Here is a 16,111-nt window from a genome sequence, read left to right on the forward strand (position 1 = left end):
GAGGAAGGGAAATGTCCGCGCCACGCCGCGGCCCACTAGAATCCAGGGGCTGGTCGCAAACCGGAAGCGCGCGCACGGAAGGCGCAATTCTAGTCGAAGCGACCCGCCCCTCCCCCGCCCGATCCAGCGAAAAATCCCACAAATGAAACGTCGTTATCTGCAGCTCGACGTCTTCGCCGGCCATCCCGGCGACGGCAACCCGTTGGCGGTGGTACTCGATGCCGACGGCCTGGACGACGCCGACATGCAGGCGATCGCCAGATGGACGCGCCTGCCGGAAACGACCTTCGTCTTCCCGCCCACGCAGCCGGGCGCCAGCTATCGCATCCGCATGTTCAGCCCGCGCCGCGAAGTGCCCTTCGCCGGCCACCCCAGCGTCGGCACCGCGCACGCCGTGCTGGAAGCCGGCCTGGCCACGCCGCGGGACGGTTTCCTCTACCAGGAGGGCATTGCCGGCGTGCTGCCGCTGCAGGTCGTCGGCGAAGGCCGCAAGCGCACGATCGCCGTCCGCACGCCGCGGGCGCGGGTCGTGGAAGTGGCGTCGGCCGAGGATCCCCGGCTGGCGCCTGCCCTGCAGGGCCTCCCCCTGGGCGCACTGCCGCCCGTGCTGATGGACGGCGGCCGCCGCTGGTGGCTGGCCGAAGTCGCCGACGAAGCCGCGCTGCGCGCCGCCACGCCCCGCTGGGACGCGATCGAGGCCCTGGCCCAGGCGACCGAGACGATGGGGCTGTTCGTGTATGCACGCAGCGCCGACCCCGTCTACTACTACGCCGTGCGCGCCTTCGTCGGTGCGCCGGCGCGGTTCGAGGACGCCGCTTCGGGCGCCGCCAACGCGACGCTGGCCGCCTGGCTCGCGTCGCGCGATGCCCTGCCTAGCCGCGACGGCCGCTACCGCATCAGCCAGGGCCGCGAGGTCGGCCACGACGCGATCATCGACCTGCATGTCGATGCCGACGGCGAGGTCTGGTCCGGCGGTCGCGTGTGCGACGTGGTGAAGGGCGAGATCGACTGGTCCGCCCGCGAATAACAGGAAGCAGCCGCGCGCTCCTTGCCGCATCAGCGGCCGACGATGGCAAACAACGATGCTTTCAGAGCGACATCCTCCATGACCCACCTCGCCCGGAAAGTCGTCTGGATCACCGGCGCCTCCAGCGGCATCGGCGAAGCGCTGGCGAAACTCGCCGCCCGTCGCGGCGCCCGGCTGGTGCTGTCCTCCCGGCGCGAAGCCGAACTCGAACGCGTGCGCCAGGCCTGCCCGCGCCCGCAGGACGTCGCCATCCTGCCCGTGGACCTCTCCGACTTCGGCGATGCCGACGCGCTGGCCGCACAGGCGGCGGCGTTCTTCGGCCCCATCGACGTGCTGGTCAACAACGCCGGCATTTCCCAGCGCACTTCGATGCTGGATACGGGCATGGCGGCCTACCGTCAGCTGATGGAGATCGACCTGTTCGCACCGATCGCGCTGACCAAGGCGCTGGCGCCGGCGTGGGTGGAGCGCGGCAGCGGCCACGTCGTGGTGGTGAGCTCGGTGTTCGGCACCATCGCGATGGCGCGGCGCACCGGCTATGCCGCGGCGAAGCATGCGCTGCATGGCTTCTTCGACAGCGCGCGCATCGAACTGGGCCACCGGGGCGTGAAGTTCACCCTCGCCTGCCCGGGCTTCGTCCGCACCAACGTGTCGGTGAACGCGCTGGGTCCCGATGGCCGGCCCTACGGCAAGTCGGACCACGACATCGACGGCGGCATGGATCCGATGGTGTGCGCGGAGAAGATCTGGCGCGCGGTGGAAGCCGATCGCTACGAGGTGACCATCGCCGGGATCGAGCGCGTCGCGGTGCTGTTCAAGCGCTTCCTGCCGTTGCGCTGGTATACGGCGTTTGCTCGGCGGTTGAAGGTCAATTGATCGCTTCGAGCGCGCGACGTCGTTCCGGGCTTTTTCTTCGCCCTGCACGGAACCCGTTGATCTCCTCTTCTCCCCGCTTGCGGGGAGAAGATGCCCGAAGAGCCTGCCCCCGAATGCTTTAATCGGGGGGCAGATGAGGGGCGTCTTTTGGCTTTGCCGCTGCTTTCGCGACACGTCCCCTCACCCTGCGTCGCTTCGCGACGCGGTCCCTCTCCCCGGCTAGCGGGGCGAGGGAAAAAAGAAGGGGCCCGAAGGCCCCTTCCCAACCCCCTGTCCGATCACTCCGCCCGCACATCCACCCGCACGCGGATGCGGTCGCCGGGGTGATAGTTCGTGCGCGTGGTGTACTGGTGACCGGCGTATTCGTAGGTCACGTCGTACGCGTTCACGGAGCGGTCGTCGTAACGATCGCTGCTGTAGTAGCCGCCGTTCGCCGGCACCGGATCGCATACGGTCACGCGGCCGACGCGGTCGCGCTGGCGCTGGTTCTGTTCGTAGACCTGCCGGCCGGCCATGCCGCCGACCATCGAACCGATGGCGGACGTGGCGTAGCGCGCGCTGCCGCCGCCGACCTGGCTGCCGACGGCCGCGCCGATGATGCCGCCCACCACGGTCGCGACCGTCGCACCGGCCTGCGTGCCGCCGCTGCGGCGGTGGTAGTTGCCGTACTGGTCGTAGTAGCCGTCGCGATCGTTGCGGTAATAGCCGTCGTCGCGGTAGCCGTCGTTGTTGTAGTCGTCGCCGCGCACGTAGGTGTCGCGCTGGTAGCAGCGCTGCGACTGCGAGGTCGGATACGACGAGCCATACCGCGAGTCGAACACCGGATCGACGCGAACCACGCGCGCATAGTCGTAGCGCACGTTCGCGTCCTGGCCGTAGTACGGGCGGTGGTCACCGTTGTAGTCCGGCGAGTTGCGGTACGTCTGCGCGGAGGCGAACCCGGACGTGGCCGCCATGCACAGGGCCAGGGTGGAAACGAACAGACGCTTCATGGTCGGGACTCCGCAACGCCGGAATGGCGTGGCGGATCGTGGGTACGGCGCCGGCAATACAGCCTGAATCCAGCCGTCTCCGACGCGACGGTTTACCTGGCCGACAGCCAGGCCGCGACCCGTTCCGCCAGCGCCGCCGCGCCGCGTCCCAGCAAGGGGCCGACGTGACTGGGCGTATCGGCATGCAACAGGTCGACGCGCCAGTCGGCGGCGAGCGCCTGTGTGAGTTCGGGCGGCACGTCTTCGTCCTCCCGCGACACGATGCACAGCACCGGGCACGCCGGCCGCGTCACTTCGATGCCCGCGTGCGCGGCGCGCAGCACTTCGCCGGATTCGTCGCGCCAGCGCGCGAAGGCGAACCAGGCGGTCGCGTCATCCGCATCCGGCAAGGCGCGCCGCGTCGAGGCCAGCCGCGCATCGCGATGCCAGGGCACCACCGGCGGCCATTCACGCGCGGCGAGTTGCGCCGCCCAGGGCAGCGGCGGCAGCGGATTCACCAGCACCAGCGCATCTGCGTCGTCGGCGCAGCGCATCGCGAGCAGGCCACCGAGACTTGCGCCGATGAGGACTCGCGGTCGTGGCAGCGCGAGCAACGCCGCGCGTGCCTGCTGCTGATAATCCGCCAGCGTGGTGGTCGCCAGTCCGGCGTTGCACGGCGCCAGGTCCGGTGCCGTGACGCCAATGCCGGCGGCCTGCAGCACTTCGCGCCAGAGGTTCCATTCCCAGCCGCCGCCTCCTGCGCCATGCAGCAGGAGCGCGTGCCGAATCCGCACCGGCACGCGTCGCTCAGCCCTGCAGCGTCGCCGACAGCGTCACCGGCACGGCCAGCGCACGCGAGATCACGCACCCGGCTTTCGCCGCATCGGCGATCTGCTGGAACTGTTCCGCACTGATGCCGGGCACCTTCGCATTGACGATGAGGTTGACGCCGGTGACCGTGGGTCCCGGATCCATGCCGGGATCCATCGTCACTTCGGCGCGGGTTTCGATCTTTTCCGGAGTGAAGCCGGACTTGCCGAGCACGGACGACAGCGCCATCGAGAAGCAGCCGGCGTGGGCCGCGGCGAGCAGTTCTTCGGGATTGGTGCCCTTCTCGTCGCCGAAGCGGGTCTTGAACGAGTAGTTCTGGTTGGCGAACAGACCGCTCTGCGGCGTGCTCATGCTGCCCTTGCCGGCTTGCAGGTCGCCTTGCCAGACCGCATCCGCGTAGCGCTTGAAGGCCATGTCCGTTGCTCCGTCGTGAGGGGCGGACAGGGTAGCGCCGGGGGCGTTAGGTTTCTGGTGGCATCGGCTCTGGCCGTTGCCGTTGCCGTTGCCGTTGCCGTTTCCGTTTCCGTTTCCGTTGTGTTTGCCGTTGCTGTTGACGTTGCTGTTGACGTTGCTGTTGACGTTGCTGTTGCCGTTCCGGGTCCCGTGGCGCAGCGGTGGACGGGACGGATCAGGCCCGCAGGGCGCGCGGCATGGATGCCGCGCGTTTTTCGACAGGACAGGGATGTCCTGTCGAAAAACCCCGGCCCGTCCACGGACCCGGCGCGCGGAGCGCGACGGGCGCGGAGCCCCGGGTGCCCTTCTCTTTGGTTACTTTCTCTTGGGCAAGCAAGAGAAAGTGACCCGCCCGCAAGGGCGGAAGCCTTTGCTCCTGGCCCTGGCTGTTTTGGGCTTTGGATCTGGCTTCGACAGGAGCGAACAAAGCAACAGCAACAGCAAGAAGAGCAAAGGCTTTCGCCCCTGCGGGGCGAGTTACTTTTCTTTGCTTGCCCAAAGAAAAGCTAACCAAAAGAAAGGGCACCCCGGAGCTACGCGCCCGTCGCGCTGCGCGCAACGGGTCCGCAGGCGGGCCGGGACTTTTCGACACGACATCCCTGTCGTGTCGAAAAGCGCGCGACGTCCTGTCGCGCGCCCCTGCGGGGTCTGATCCGTCCCGCCTGCCGCTACGCAACGGGGCCCCGCAAAAAAACAAGAGCAACAGCAAAAGCCCCGACGCATGTGAGTTCTGCACTGCACGGAACCTGGTCCGCCCCGGGGAGAATCAAGAACAAGACATTCCCTCACACCCCACCGCTTGACCCGCCCCCCCAAACGGCGGGAAGGTTGCCTCCCGGCTTCCGCCGGCACCCCGCCATGACCGCCCCCGCCGAGCGCTCGCTCGGAAGGCTGCGCTTCCGACGCGGACAGCCATGACGGCCTTTCTATTGGGCAACACGCCCAACCCGAGACTGGGAGAAACGGCCTCATGTCCTACAGCACACATGACATCCGCAACGTGGCCCTGGCAGGCCACCCCGCCGCCGGCAAGACGACGCTTTTCGAAGCCCTGCTGCACGCCGGCGGCGCCATCCAGACAGCAGGCACCGTCGAACGCGGCAGCACCGTCTCCGACTTCGACCCCATCGAAAAGCAACGCGGCCATTCCCTCGACGTCGGCATCGCCAGCACGGATCACGGGGGCATCCACGTCAACCTGATCGACACCCCCGGTTACCCCGACTTCCGCGGCCCTGCGCTGTCCGCGCTCGCGGCCGTGGAAACCGTCGCGATAGTCGTGGACGCCGACAGCGGCGTCGAATACGGCACGCGCCGGATGATGGAGTACGCCAGGACGCGCAACCTGTGCCGCGTGCTCGTCGTCAACAAGATCGACCACGCCGACGCGGACAGCGCGCGCGTGCTCGAGGAACTGCGCGACACCTTCGGCAACGAATGCCTGCCGCTGAACCTGCCCACCGACGGCGGCAAGGCGGTCATCGACTGCTTCACCAGCACGAGCGGCGACAGCGACCTCGGACCCGTCGCCGACTGGCACCAGAAGATCATCGACCAGGTGGTCGAGATCAACGAGACGGTGATGGAGCACTACCTCGACCTCGGCGAAGGCGGACTGTCCGGGCAGGAGCTGCACGACGCCTTCGAGCAATGCCTGCGCGAAGGCCACCTCGTCCCCGTGCTGTTCTGCTCCGCGCGCAGCGGCGTGGGCATCACCGAGCTGCTCGACATCGCCGAGCGCCTGTTCCCCAATCCGGCCGAGGCGAACCCGCCGCCGTTCCACAAGCTCAACGGCCACGGCGCGGAACCGATCGAGGCCGCGCCGGATCCCGGCAAACACGTCATCGCCGACGTCTTCAAGGTCGTCAACGATCCCTTCGTCGGCAAGCTCGGCATCTTCCGCGTCTACCAGGGCACGGTGAAGAAGGACACGCAGCTGTTCGTCGACGACGGCAAGAAGCCGTTCAAGGTCGGCCACCTGTTCAAGCTCAAGGGCAAGGACCACATCGAGATCGACCAGGCCGTGCCGGGCGACATCGCCGCGGTCGCCAAGGTCGAAGAACTGCATTTCGATGCGGTGCTGCACGACAGCCACGACGAGGACCAGATCCATCTGGAACCGCTGGAATTCCCCAGGCCGATGTTCGGCCTCGCGGTGGAAGCCGCGCACAAGGGCCAGGAGCAGAAACTGTCGACCGCGTTGCACAAGCTCGCCGAGGAAGATCCCTGCTTCACCGTCGAGCACGAGGCCGAAACCAACGAGACCGTGATCCGCGGGCTCTCCGACCTGCACCTGCGCGTCAACCTCGATCGCCTCAAGGAAAAGCACGGCGTGGAAGTGAAATCGCGCCCGCCGCGCATCGCCTACCGCGAGACGGTCAGCGGCAAGGCCGAAGGCCACCACCGCCACAAGAAACAGACCGGCGGCGCGGGCCAGTTCGGCGAGGTGTTCCTGCGCATCGAACCCCTGCCGCGCGGCGGCGGCTTCGAGTTCGTCGACGAGGTGAAGGGCGGCACGATCCCGGGGCAGTTCATGCCCGCGGTGGAGAAAGGCGTGCGCCAGGTGCTCAGCCACGGCGCGGTGGCGGGTTATCCGATGCAGGACGTGCGCGTGATCGTCTATGACGGCAAGCACCACAGCGTCGACAGCAAGGAAGTCGCGTTCGTCGCGGCGGGCAAGAAGGCCTTCCTCGATGCGATCAGCAAGGCGCGGCCGCAGGTGCTCGAACCCATCGTCGACCTCGAAGTCAGCGCGCCCGAGCAGCACATGGGCGACATCAGCGGCGGGCTGGCCAGCAAGCGCGCACGCATCAACGGCACCGACTCGCTGCGCGGCAACGAGATCGTGGTGAAAGCGCAGGTGCCGCTGTCGGAACTGGAGGGTTACGCGGCGGAACTGAAGTCGGTGACGGCGGGCCGTGGCCGTTATTCGCTGGACTTCAGCCATTACGAGCCGGTCCCGCCGCAGGTGCAGCAGAAGCTGGTCGAGGCCTACAAGCCCAGGCCCGAAGAGGACTGAAGGGGACCGAACAGCCGCGCGCATCCGGGCCTGCGTCACAGGTCCGGATGCCGTTCCGCGACCCGCCCGCGCGCGTCCTGCCTTGCTGACTGCGACAAGGCAAGCCGTGAAAGTGCGACGGCTTCCACCAAGCACGAAAGTCGCCGGGCGGCCCGCGCGGGCCTGTGATCCGGATCGCAGAAGCCACTGCACGACAGGCGTTTCATCGCCCCGCCCACAGGGGGGTTATCTCGATGAACGCCGGAAAGCCAACCCGCTCCAACGATCGCGCCGAACGCCTGGCGCGCAGCATGCTCGGCGCCGCCCTGCTCGCGGCGGTCGTCTGGGCGGTGATGGGCAACAGCCTGGGCCTGCTCGGGTAAGGCCCCGCCCCAGAACCTTCGCGCCACTGTCCACGGGGAGTACCCGCGCCGCCCGACCGGCGCGGGTACGTAGTTCGCCCCACCGGCCACGCCGTTCCGGCCGGCGCACGCACCGTTCCGGACCGCACTTGGCACCGTCACCGCATCGCGGACCGATAATCCGCGCATGCACCTCTTCGACCTTCCGACCCTGCTTGCCTACCTCGCCGCCGCGGTGGTGCTGGTGATCATTCCGGGCCCGGGTACGGCCTGGATCGTGGCGCAGACCGTGGCCGGCGGTACCGCGCGCGGATTGCGGGCGGGACTGGGGCTGGAGACCGCGACGCTGATCCATGCACTCGCGGCCGGACTGGGGCTCTCGGCGGTGCTGGCGACATCGGCGCTGGCCTTCGAGGTGCTCAAGTACGCCGGCGCCTTCTACCTGGTCTGGCTGGGCATCAAGGCCTGGCGCAGCGGCAGCGCATCGCCCGGCGACGAACTGCATCCCGCGCCCGCACCGGCATCGGCCGCGAACGAGCCCGTGTACTGGCGCTCGGTGGTGACCGGCGTGCTCAATCCGAAAGTCGCGCTGTTCTTCCTCGCCTTCCTGCCGCAGTTCGTGCATCCCGAACGCGGCCTGGTGTGGCTGCAGTTCCTCGTCCTGGGCGCGCTGCTGTCGGTGATCGGCTTCAGCAACAGCGCGTTCCTGAGCGTCATGATCGGCCGCTTCGGCCGCCGACTGCGCGGCGGCGGTCGTTTCGCCCTGTGGCGCCAGCGCGCGCTGGGTACGTTCTTCATCGGCCTGGGTCTGCGTCTGGCGCTGCAGCAGCGCGGGTGATTTCCGGATTCGCTGCGGGCGGGATGCATGTGCCGAAGGCGGATGAGGGGGCGAGCGGAGCGAGCTGCTTCTCGCTTTTGGTCGCGAAAGGACAAGAGCAACGGCAGCTCGCTGCGCTCGCTCCCCCTCATCTGCCCTGCGGGCATCTTCTCCCCGCAAGCGGGGAGAAGAGCGGCTGCTGCTCCCGCGGCCACAAACGCAATCGCGCTACGCCCCCTTCTCCCCGCCCCGCGGGGAGAAGGTGCCGAAGGCGGATGAGGGGGCGAGCGCAGCGAGCTGCTCCTTTCCCCACCCCATCGCGCTAGCATCCCGCCGTCGCCAGCCCCCACCTGCCGACCCGGTTCCTCCCGAACTTCGTCACGAACCGTCCGCACACCCAAGGGGGTCAGTCATGGACAAGCGTTTCTGGATTTCCGGCGTGGTGATGACCATCGCCACCGCGCTGCTCGGCTTCTTCGTCCACGGCCTGCTGCTGGCCGACGACTACAACACGCTGGTCGGCTCGGTCATGCGATCGCAGGAAGAAGCCAACGGCATGATGCACTGGATGCTGGTGGCCGACGTCTGCACCGGCTTCGCGATGACCTGGATCTACCGCCAGGGCATCGGCACCGGCGCGACTCTCGCACAGGGCATCCGCTTCGGCATCGCCGTCGCCTTCCTCACGGTTATCCCGCAGTTCCTCATCTACTGGGTCGTCACCAACATGCCCGCCGCCATCGTGCACAAGCAGCTGCTGTTCGACAGCGTGCGCATGATCCTGCTCGGCGTGCTGGTGGCATACCTCAATCCGCGTCGGGCCTGACGCCGCGCAGTTCACCCGCAATGCAAAGCGGCGCGGGTATCGTCCGGCCATCGACCGCAACACACGGATACGAACGATGAACCCGCGCCGCCGCTTCCTCGCTGCCGCCTTCCTGCTCGGCACGACTTTCGCCCTCGCCGGCTGCTCGACGCTCGGCGCCGTCAGCGCCCTGCTCGGCAACCAGCTGAACTTCACCCAGCCGCAACTGCAGCACGCGCTGGACCGCAATTTTCCGAAGCACTACGACCGGCTCGGCGGACTGGTGTCGATGACGCTGATCAATCCGCGCCTGTCGATCCCATCGGGCAGCAACCGCCTGCGCCTGGACTTCGATCTCGGTCTGGGCGCGCTCGGCAGCGACAGCAGCCGGCCCAATGGCCACTTCGCGCTGACCAGCGCGGTGCGCTACGACCCGACCACGCGCGGCCTGCACCTGCAGGATCCGGCGATCGAACAGGTGAACGTGCCCGCGCTCGGCGGCATGATGAACACCTCGGCGCGCGGCCTGCTCAACCTCTGGCTGGCGGATTACGCGCGCGACGAACCCATCTACCGCTTCGACAACAGCCTCCTCGACCGCCTGGGCGCGCGCCGCATCGGCCGCACCGACATCGAGGACGGCCAGGTCGTGGTGCACCTCGGCGACAACTGACAGGCCATCCATGCGCAAGCTCCTCACCGCCACGCTGCTGCTCTCCACCCTCCTGCTCGGCGCCTGCGGCGACAAGGAAGCCCGGCACGCGGCCACCGACCAGGGCCAGGTCGAACAGCTCCCCGCGCCCGCGGGCACGAGCGGTGGCGTGACCGGCATGCCGGACCGGCCGGGCCCGGGTCCCGTCGGGCCGCCCGAGACCGCAGCGCCGGAGGTGCCGGTGGACGAAGACGGCAATCCGCTGCTGCCGGAAACGCCTGACGCCAGTACCGCGGTCGCCGGCGAACCCGGCGTCGAAGACGCCATCGCCGTGGTGCGCGACTACTACGCGGCGATCAACAGCGGCGATTTCGCCCGCGCGTATGCGCTGTGGTCGGACGGCGGCCGCGCCAGCGGGCAGACGCCGCAGCAGTTCGCAGCCGGCTTCGCCGATACCACCGGCGTGTCGGTGGAAATGCAGGCACCCGGAACCATCGGCGCCGCCGCGGGTTCGCGCTACCTCGATATCCCGGTGACGATTACGGCTACGCATCGCGACGGCAGCCAGCAGCGTTTCAGCGGCCGCTACACCCTGCGCCGCGCCGTGGTCGACGGCGCCACGCCCGAGCAGCGCCAGTGGCGCATCGGCTCGGCGGACCTGCGCGAAGTCACGCCGTGAGTGCGGCGACGGCATCGGGATCGCTGCGTCCCCTGCCACGCGTGCGCAGTCGCATCGCACGCCACTTCATGCCGGTTGCCGGCAGGCCCATCGCCACCGTGCTAATCGCCTGCCTGCTGCTGGCGGGCTGCAATCGCGAGCGCACGGCGGCGCCGGCGTCTCCGTCGCCGGCCCCGGTGGCATCGTCGGCGCCGCAATCAGGCCCGGCACCGACCACTACACCCGCGCCCGCGGACAGAACCGCCGCGCCCTCCGCTGCCCTGATCCTGCCCGGCGTCTTCGCGCCCGACAGCACGCCCGACACGCTGCGCCGGCAATTCGGCGATGCCAACGTGCAGATCGGCGAGGTCCCCGGCGCCGAGGGCGAAACCGCGCGCGGCGTGATCCTCTTCCCCGACGATCCGGAGCGGCGCGCCTACCTGTACTTCCAGGACGCCAGCGCGTTGCGCGGCCTGGCCCAGGTGCGCATCGCGGAAACGACGTCGCAGTGGCGCATGGACGACGGCATCGCGATCGGCACCCCGCTCGCGGAACTGGTCCGGCGCAACGGACAACCGATCACCTTCAGCGGACTGGGCTGGGATTACGGCGGCATCGTGCAGGACCTGCACGGCGGCGCGCTGGCCGCGCAACGCGAAGGGCCGGTGATGCGCAGCTGGCGCCTGGTCCCGCGCGATCCCGAGGCCGCGAGCGCAGACGACGACTACCCGATCGGCGACGGGAGCTTCCGCAGCGACGACCCGCGCTGGCCGCGACAGGGCGAGACGCTCGCGGTCGGCGAACTGTGGGTGAGCTTCCCGGGCGAAGACGATCTGTGACCGCGCCCGTGTCCGACCCCGGCGAAGTTCCGTTGCCCGGGCCGCCGCGGCTCGTGCTGGATACCAACGTCTGCCTCGATCTGTTCGTCTTCGACGATCCACGCTGCACATCGCTGCACATGGCGCTGCGCGACGGCGCAGTCATCGCCGTCACCGACGACGCGTGTCGCGAGGAATGGCGCCGCGTGCTGCCGTATCCGGTGCTGCGGCTGGACGAAGCCGCACGCGCCGCCGCGCTGGCGCGTTACGACGCGGTGCTGCAGCGGCTCGCGCCCGATGCAGAACTGCCCGCCAACGCGCTGCAGGCACCGCGTTGCCGCGATCCCGACGACCAGAAGTTCCTTGACCTCGCCCTGCGCGCCGGTGCGCGCTGGCTGCTCAGCCGCGACGCGCACCTGCTGTCGCTGGCGCGGCGCACGCGTCGCGACGGGTTGTTCGAAATTCTGCCCCCCGAAGCCTGGCTGGCGGCCCGATCCGCCAGCGCGTGATCACAGCTCGAAGCGGTAGGACAGCTTCACCAGCAACTGCTCGCTGTCGCGCAGGCTGAAGGCATCGGTGAATTCGTCGCGGGCGCGGAAGCCTCCGCCTTCGAGTTCCTCGAAGAACGAACCGCCGCGCACGTAAGCGATGTAGAGATACGACAGTGGCGCCAGTTCGTAGCGGTAACGCACCTGGAAACCGAGGTTGCGCAGGCCGACGTCGGGAATGGCTTCGGCGGACGGCACCGGTTCGCCATTGGCGGCCACGCGATACGCCCGGCCCTGCTTCGCGTCCAGGCCGATCGCTTCCAGGCGCACGCGCAGTTCCTGTTTGTCGTTGATCAGGAACACGCTGCCGGCGTTGAGCAGGATCATGTTCTCTTCGTAGCTGCCCAGCAGGTTGCCGCCGCGCCACAGCAGCCAGTCCTGGTTGTGCTCGAAGTACCACGCGGTGAAGAACCGCAGCCGGTCGTTGACGTGGTAGGTCGGCTCCAGGTCGAGCTGCAGCTGGCTCTTGGCCGGCGTGTCCAGGCCTTCGGAGGTCCAGCGCGCGTTGCCGTAGAACTCCCAGTGGCCGTCGCCCTGGCGCGGACGGTTGCGCTCGTAGAACAGGAAGTACTTGGCCGGCAGGTTGACCACGCCGTTGCCGCGCAGGATGCGGTCGTCATGGCCCGAGGTCCACATCGCGACCTCGCCGAAATCGTTGCCGCCGTCGCGCAGCTGGCCGTTGCGGTTGACCGCCCACGCATCGGCGATGTGCAGGCCGTGGTCGTTGACGCGGCGCGACACCGCCCAGTGCCAGTCGGCCGCGTTGTACTGCGAGGTCTCGGGCAGGTTGGTGAAACGCTTGCCCAGGTCGTAACGCGCGTAGTTGAAGTTGTTGCGCTCGAGGAAGCCGAAGTCGTTGAGCTGCAGCTTGTCGCCCAGGTGCAGCAGGTACAGCTGCTGGCGCCAGCCTTCGCCCATGTCCCAGTCGATGCGCATCTGTCCGCCCATGTCGCTGCCGGACTCGTTCGCATCCGGGCGGCCGAACGCGTCGGTGCCGATGCCGTCTACGTCCGATCCCACCAGCGTGGTGCGGATCGACCACTGCGGCGTGGGCGTCCAGCGATGGTCGACTTCGTACACGTTCGCCTGCCGTTCCAGGCACGCGCCGAGGTCGTCCTGCGCGTAGCAGGGCCGGTCCACGCGCGTGACCATCGCGCCGATGCCGTGCGTCGCCGCATCGTGCGAGGTACGCACGGCGTAGAAGTCGCGACCGGCCTCGTCGGCCTCCGTCGCAGCGAACACGCCGTAGTTCATCGGCCCCATGCTGCCGTTGACCTTCACCGCCGCGGTCACGTCGCCCGCGCCGCTGCCGTCGTCGGCGTTCGCGCCGACACGGCGCGTGTAGATCAGGCGGTTGTTGTTGTTGGTCGAGCCGAACGGCACGTCGAAGTAGTTCTGGTTCTCGGTGAAGAACGGCCGCTTGTCGCTGAAGAAGCTCTCCTGCGCGCTGAAGTTCACCACCAGCTGGTCGCTCTCGACCTGGCCGAAGTCGGGATTGAGCGTGGCACTGAGCTGGAACTTGCCGTTGGGCTTCCAGAAGATGTCCGCGCCGGTGTCGAAGTCGCTCTTGCCGGCGACGTTGTCGAACACGCCCGAGACGTAGGGCGTGATCGCCAGCAGCGACTGGCTGTACGCCGGCACCTGCACCCGGTTGAGCGCGGTGAGGAAGCGCGTGTCCTGGAAACTTATCGCCGGCCACGAGGCGCGCTCACCGGTCGCGCCGATCACGCGATCGAGCTGGATGCCCAGCGTGCGCGTGCCGTTGTCGACATCGCGCATCGGCGCGATATGCCACGGAATCAGCATCTCCACCGACCAGCCGGCTTCGTCCTCGCTGGTCGCGTGGCGCCAGTCGCCGTCCCAGTCGGGGTTGAACTGGTTCTCGTTGGTGATGGTCGTGTCGATGATGCTGTTCGACAGCAGCACGGTGAAGTTGTAGCCGGTGCGGCCATCGCCATCGAAGTCGACGTAGAGATTGACGCGGTCGGCCTGCGCGCCCTGGTCGCGCTGCGCGCGCTGGCGTGTGCGCGGGATGCCGGGGGCCTGCGTGTTGCGGAAGGCGATCGCCAGGCCCTTCTCGGTAGCGAGGATCCAGGCCTCGGTCGGCTGCGGCGCCGGCGCGCGCGAGAGCGGCTGGGTCAGGCGGAAGTCGGTGACGTGTTGCGCGCCCTGCCATTCGGCGGGGTCGATGCGGCCGTCGATCTCGACGGCGGCGAAAGCGGGAGGCGCGGCGAGCGCGGCCAGGATGGCGGTGGTCAGCGTTGCACGCATGGGGGATCCGGTGTGGGGAGGCACGGGCGCATTCGGCGGCCGCGGGGCCGGATCGTGCCCGGCTGGCCGGCAGGGTATGGCCGCCCCCGGTCGTTACCGACTGACGGAAGTCATGCCAACCAATTGCCTATGTCGCGCATCGGCGCGTCGTTCACGCGCGGCGATTGAATGCGCGCGCCCACCTGACGACGACGGCGGAAAGCGGCCCGGGCGCGCAAAAGCCGCAAAAAAGAAGCGCCGGGGCGAACCCGGCGCCGGCAGGTGAAGGGCGCGATCAGCCCTTCTTCGCCGTGCTCTTCTTTTTCTTCTTGTCGTTTTTCTGCTTCTTTTCCGACTTGTCGTTCTTTGGCTGGAGCATGGTGCCCGTGCACTTGGGCGAGCCGCAGCGGCATTCCCAGATCTTCTTCAGCTTGGCGGTGTGCGGTTCGTCCAGGCGGATGCCGTAGTTGTACGACAGCTCCTCGCCCGGCTTGATGTTGCGGATCGCCTCGATGAACACGCGATCCTTGCGGCGGTCGTCGCCTTCGTACTCCTCCAGCACCGCTTCGCAGTTGGGATCGCAGCTGTGGTTGATCCAGCGCGCCGAGTTGCCCTCGTAATTCGCGTCGATCACGTAGTCGTCGTTGAGCGTGAACAGGAAGGTGTGGCCCGACTCCACGTCGCCGGTGTCGCCTTCGTCCACCTCCTGGTGGGTGCGGCGCAGGCCCTTGTATTCGATGAGGCGTTCGCCCTTCTTGATCGGAGCGACGGCGAACATGCCGTTGCCGTGGATGGTGGAACGGCGGGTGGCGATCTTGCGTGGCATGCAGGGTCCGGTGCGAAGGGAATGGCGAAAGGCGGCGATTGTGCGCGAAAAGCGAGGATGCCGTCATGGTTGGCATGGGCGCGCGAAGATCGGACGCGCGCGCCGGGCCAATTCTTGCGACCGGAATGTGGCGCCCGCGGCGCAGGCGGTGGTGTTTCGCGGTGGGGCTGCGGTCTTTCGCGGTTGGGGCTTTGGTGCTGCGCAGTAGGGGCTGCGGTGTACCGCAGTCGGCCCGCGGTGCCTCGCGATCGGCTTGCGGGGTACCGCGGTCGGGGGCCGGGTGTACCTCGGTCGGGTGCTGCAGGTACTGCAGTCGGCCTGCTGGTGCCGCGCGGTCGGGGCTTCGGGGTACTGCGGTCGGCCTGCGGTGGGTCGCGGTCGGCTTCGCGTGTACCGCGGTCGGGTCTGCGGTGTCTCGCAGTCGGGTCTGCGGTGTCTCGCAGTCGGGTCGTAGGTGCTTCGCGGTCGGCCTTGCGGGGACCGCTGTCGGGTCGTGGGCGTAGCGCGGTCGGCCCGCGGGGGCTCGCGGCCGGGTCGGCGGTGGTTTCGGATCGGGATTCCGGCGGTCGTCGTGACCCGATGGGCTGGGGGCGGGATCCGGGCGATGGGTGGCGGGCTTGAGCCCGCCCCACGCCTTCCCTGCCGCCGCTCGACCCGAGGGGCGCAAATCCGTACAATTCCAGTACGAATTCACCCGTATCCCCCGCATGCTCCGCGTCGCCAAGCTCACCGACTACGCCACCGTGGTCATGACCGTGCTCGCCGCCCACCAGAGGGGCGCGTCCGAGGCCGTGCTGAGCGCGTCGGAGCTGGCTGAACGGGCGGGACTGGAGACGCCAACCGTCGCCAAGGTGCTCAAGCCGCTGGCCCAGGCCGGACTGGTCGCCGCCACCCGGGGCGCCAACGGTGGCTACCGGCTGGCCCGGGCGGCCGAGGCGATCGGCCTGATCGAAATCGTGGAAGCCCTGGAAGGTCCGCTGGGCATGACCGAGTGCAGCGTCCACGCCGGCAACTGCGGCATCGAGCAGTCCTGCGGCGTGCGCGCCAACTGGAACCGCATCAACGACGTGGTCATCGACGCCCTGCGCGGCATCACCCTCGCGCAGATGCTGGCTCCGCCCCCGCCCTCCCCCAATCCCGCCAGGCGCATCGACCTGCGCCTGACGGCAGTGGAGAGTGAAGAGGAGCGAGAAACGAGTTAGGGCCAACCCCTCTTTTC

At 68.5% G+C, this 16,111-nt stretch carries 15 protein-coding genes and 1 pseudogene; 11 read left to right on the plus strand and 5 right to left on the minus strand.

Annotated elements, in window-relative coordinates; translation table 11 throughout:
• Positions 1-142: 142 nt before the first annotated feature.
• On the plus strand, positions 143-1,027 hold the full coding sequence (locus ACFPN1_RS06215) for a PhzF family phenazine biosynthesis protein (RefSeq protein ID WP_386753848.1): 885 nt from the start codon (positions 143-145) through the stop codon (positions 1,025-1,027).
• Positions 1,028-1,105: 78 nt separating this feature from the next.
• Positions 1,106-1,903 carry an SDR family oxidoreductase gene (locus ACFPN1_RS06220; RefSeq protein WP_386753850.1) on the plus strand — a complete coding sequence of 266 codons (798 nt, stop codon included), beginning with the start codon at positions 1,106-1,108 and terminating at the stop codon, positions 1,901-1,903.
• 278 nt (positions 1,904-2,181) lie between these two features.
• Here the strand turns inward: ACFPN1_RS06220 and ACFPN1_RS06225 are convergent, their stop codons facing one another.
• The 3 genes from ACFPN1_RS06225 to ACFPN1_RS06235 form a co-directional block, all read right to left on the minus strand.
• A complete protein-coding gene (locus ACFPN1_RS06225; RefSeq protein WP_386753851.1) occupies positions 2,182-2,895 on the minus strand; it encodes a glycine zipper 2TM domain-containing protein in 714 nt (237 codons plus the stop codon).
• Positions 2,896-2,987: 92 nt separating this feature from the next.
• Positions 2,988-3,674 carry an alpha/beta fold hydrolase gene (locus tag ACFPN1_RS06230; RefSeq protein ID WP_386753853.1) on the minus strand — a complete coding sequence of 229 codons (687 nt, stop codon included), beginning with the start codon at positions 3,672-3,674 and terminating at the stop codon, positions 2,988-2,990.
• Between the two features lie 7 nt (positions 3,675-3,681).
• Positions 3,682-4,119, minus strand: a complete 438-nt coding sequence (locus ACFPN1_RS06235) for an OsmC family protein (protein ID WP_386753854.1) — start codon at positions 4,117-4,119, stop codon at positions 3,682-3,684.
• A gap of 1,009 nt (positions 4,120-5,128) precedes the next feature.
• On the opposite strand from ACFPN1_RS06235, the gene fusA reads away from it, so the two are divergent.
• The 8 genes from fusA (at position 5,129) to ACFPN1_RS06275 (ending at position 11,777) form a co-directional block, all read left to right on the plus strand.
• Positions 5,129-7,177: an elongation factor G gene (fusA, locus tag ACFPN1_RS06240; protein ID WP_386753855.1), complete on the plus strand. Its 2,049-nt coding sequence runs from the start codon at positions 5,129-5,131 to the stop codon at positions 7,175-7,177.
• Positions 7,178-7,410: 233 nt separating this feature from the next.
• Positions 7,411-7,539: a hypothetical protein gene (locus tag ACFPN1_RS06245; RefSeq protein WP_386753856.1), complete on the plus strand. Its 129-nt coding sequence runs from the start codon at positions 7,411-7,413 to the stop codon at positions 7,537-7,539.
• Positions 7,540-7,705: 166 nt separating this feature from the next.
• The gene (locus ACFPN1_RS06250; protein WP_386753857.1) at positions 7,706-8,356 is read left to right on the plus strand and encodes a LysE family translocator; all 651 of its coding nucleotides are present in this window, start codon (positions 7,706-7,708) and stop codon (positions 8,354-8,356) included.
• A 391-nt stretch (positions 8,357-8,747) separates the two neighbouring features.
• Positions 8,748-9,161 (plus strand): hypothetical protein, encoded by a 414-nt coding sequence (locus tag ACFPN1_RS06255; RefSeq protein WP_386753858.1) that lies wholly within the window; start codon positions 8,748-8,750, stop codon positions 9,159-9,161.
• Positions 9,162-9,237: 76 nt separating this feature from the next.
• Positions 9,238-9,813 carry a DUF1439 domain-containing protein gene (locus ACFPN1_RS06260; protein WP_386753859.1) on the plus strand — a complete coding sequence of 192 codons (576 nt, stop codon included), beginning with the start codon at positions 9,238-9,240 and terminating at the stop codon, positions 9,811-9,813.
• A 10-nt stretch (positions 9,814-9,823) separates the two neighbouring features.
• Positions 9,824-10,471 (plus strand): Cif family virulence factor, encoded by a 648-nt coding sequence (locus ACFPN1_RS06265; protein WP_386753861.1) that lies wholly within the window; start codon positions 9,824-9,826, stop codon positions 10,469-10,471.
• Positions 10,468-11,289, plus strand: a complete 822-nt coding sequence (locus ACFPN1_RS06270; RefSeq protein ID WP_386753862.1) for a hypothetical protein — start codon at positions 10,468-10,470, stop codon at positions 11,287-11,289. Before ACFPN1_RS06265 ends, ACFPN1_RS06270 begins: the two co-directional genes overlap by 4 nt.
• Positions 11,286-11,777: a putative toxin-antitoxin system toxin component, PIN family gene (locus ACFPN1_RS06275; protein ID WP_386753863.1), complete on the plus strand. Its 492-nt coding sequence runs from the start codon at positions 11,286-11,288 to the stop codon at positions 11,775-11,777. Before ACFPN1_RS06270 ends, ACFPN1_RS06275 begins: the two co-directional genes overlap by 4 nt.
• Here the strand turns inward: ACFPN1_RS06275 and ACFPN1_RS06280 are convergent, their stop codons facing one another.
• Together ACFPN1_RS06280 and ACFPN1_RS06285 are read right to left on the minus strand one after the other, a co-directional pair.
• Positions 11,778-14,087, minus strand: a complete 2,310-nt coding sequence (locus tag ACFPN1_RS06280; RefSeq protein WP_386753864.1) for a DUF5916 domain-containing protein — start codon at positions 14,085-14,087, stop codon at positions 11,778-11,780. It abuts the gene before it with no gap.
• 343 nt (positions 14,088-14,430) lie between these two features.
• A pseudogene (locus tag ACFPN1_RS06285) lies at positions 14,431-14,892 on the minus strand (SET domain-containing protein); the annotation flags it as partial.
• A 707-nt stretch (positions 14,893-15,599) separates the two neighbouring features.
• On the opposite strand from ACFPN1_RS06285, the gene ACFPN1_RS06290 reads away from it, so the two are divergent.
• Complete coding sequence (locus tag ACFPN1_RS06290) at positions 15,600-16,094, plus strand: SUF system Fe-S cluster assembly regulator (RefSeq protein ID WP_386753865.1); 495 nt, start codon at positions 15,600-15,602, stop codon at positions 16,092-16,094.
• The last annotated feature ends 17 nt before the right edge of the window (positions 16,095-16,111 follow it).

Origin of the sequence: Lysobacter yangpyeongensis, assembly GCF_042655745.1 — a bacterium.
GTDB lineage: Bacteria > Pseudomonadota > Gammaproteobacteria > Xanthomonadales > Xanthomonadaceae > Agrilutibacter > Agrilutibacter yangpyeongensis.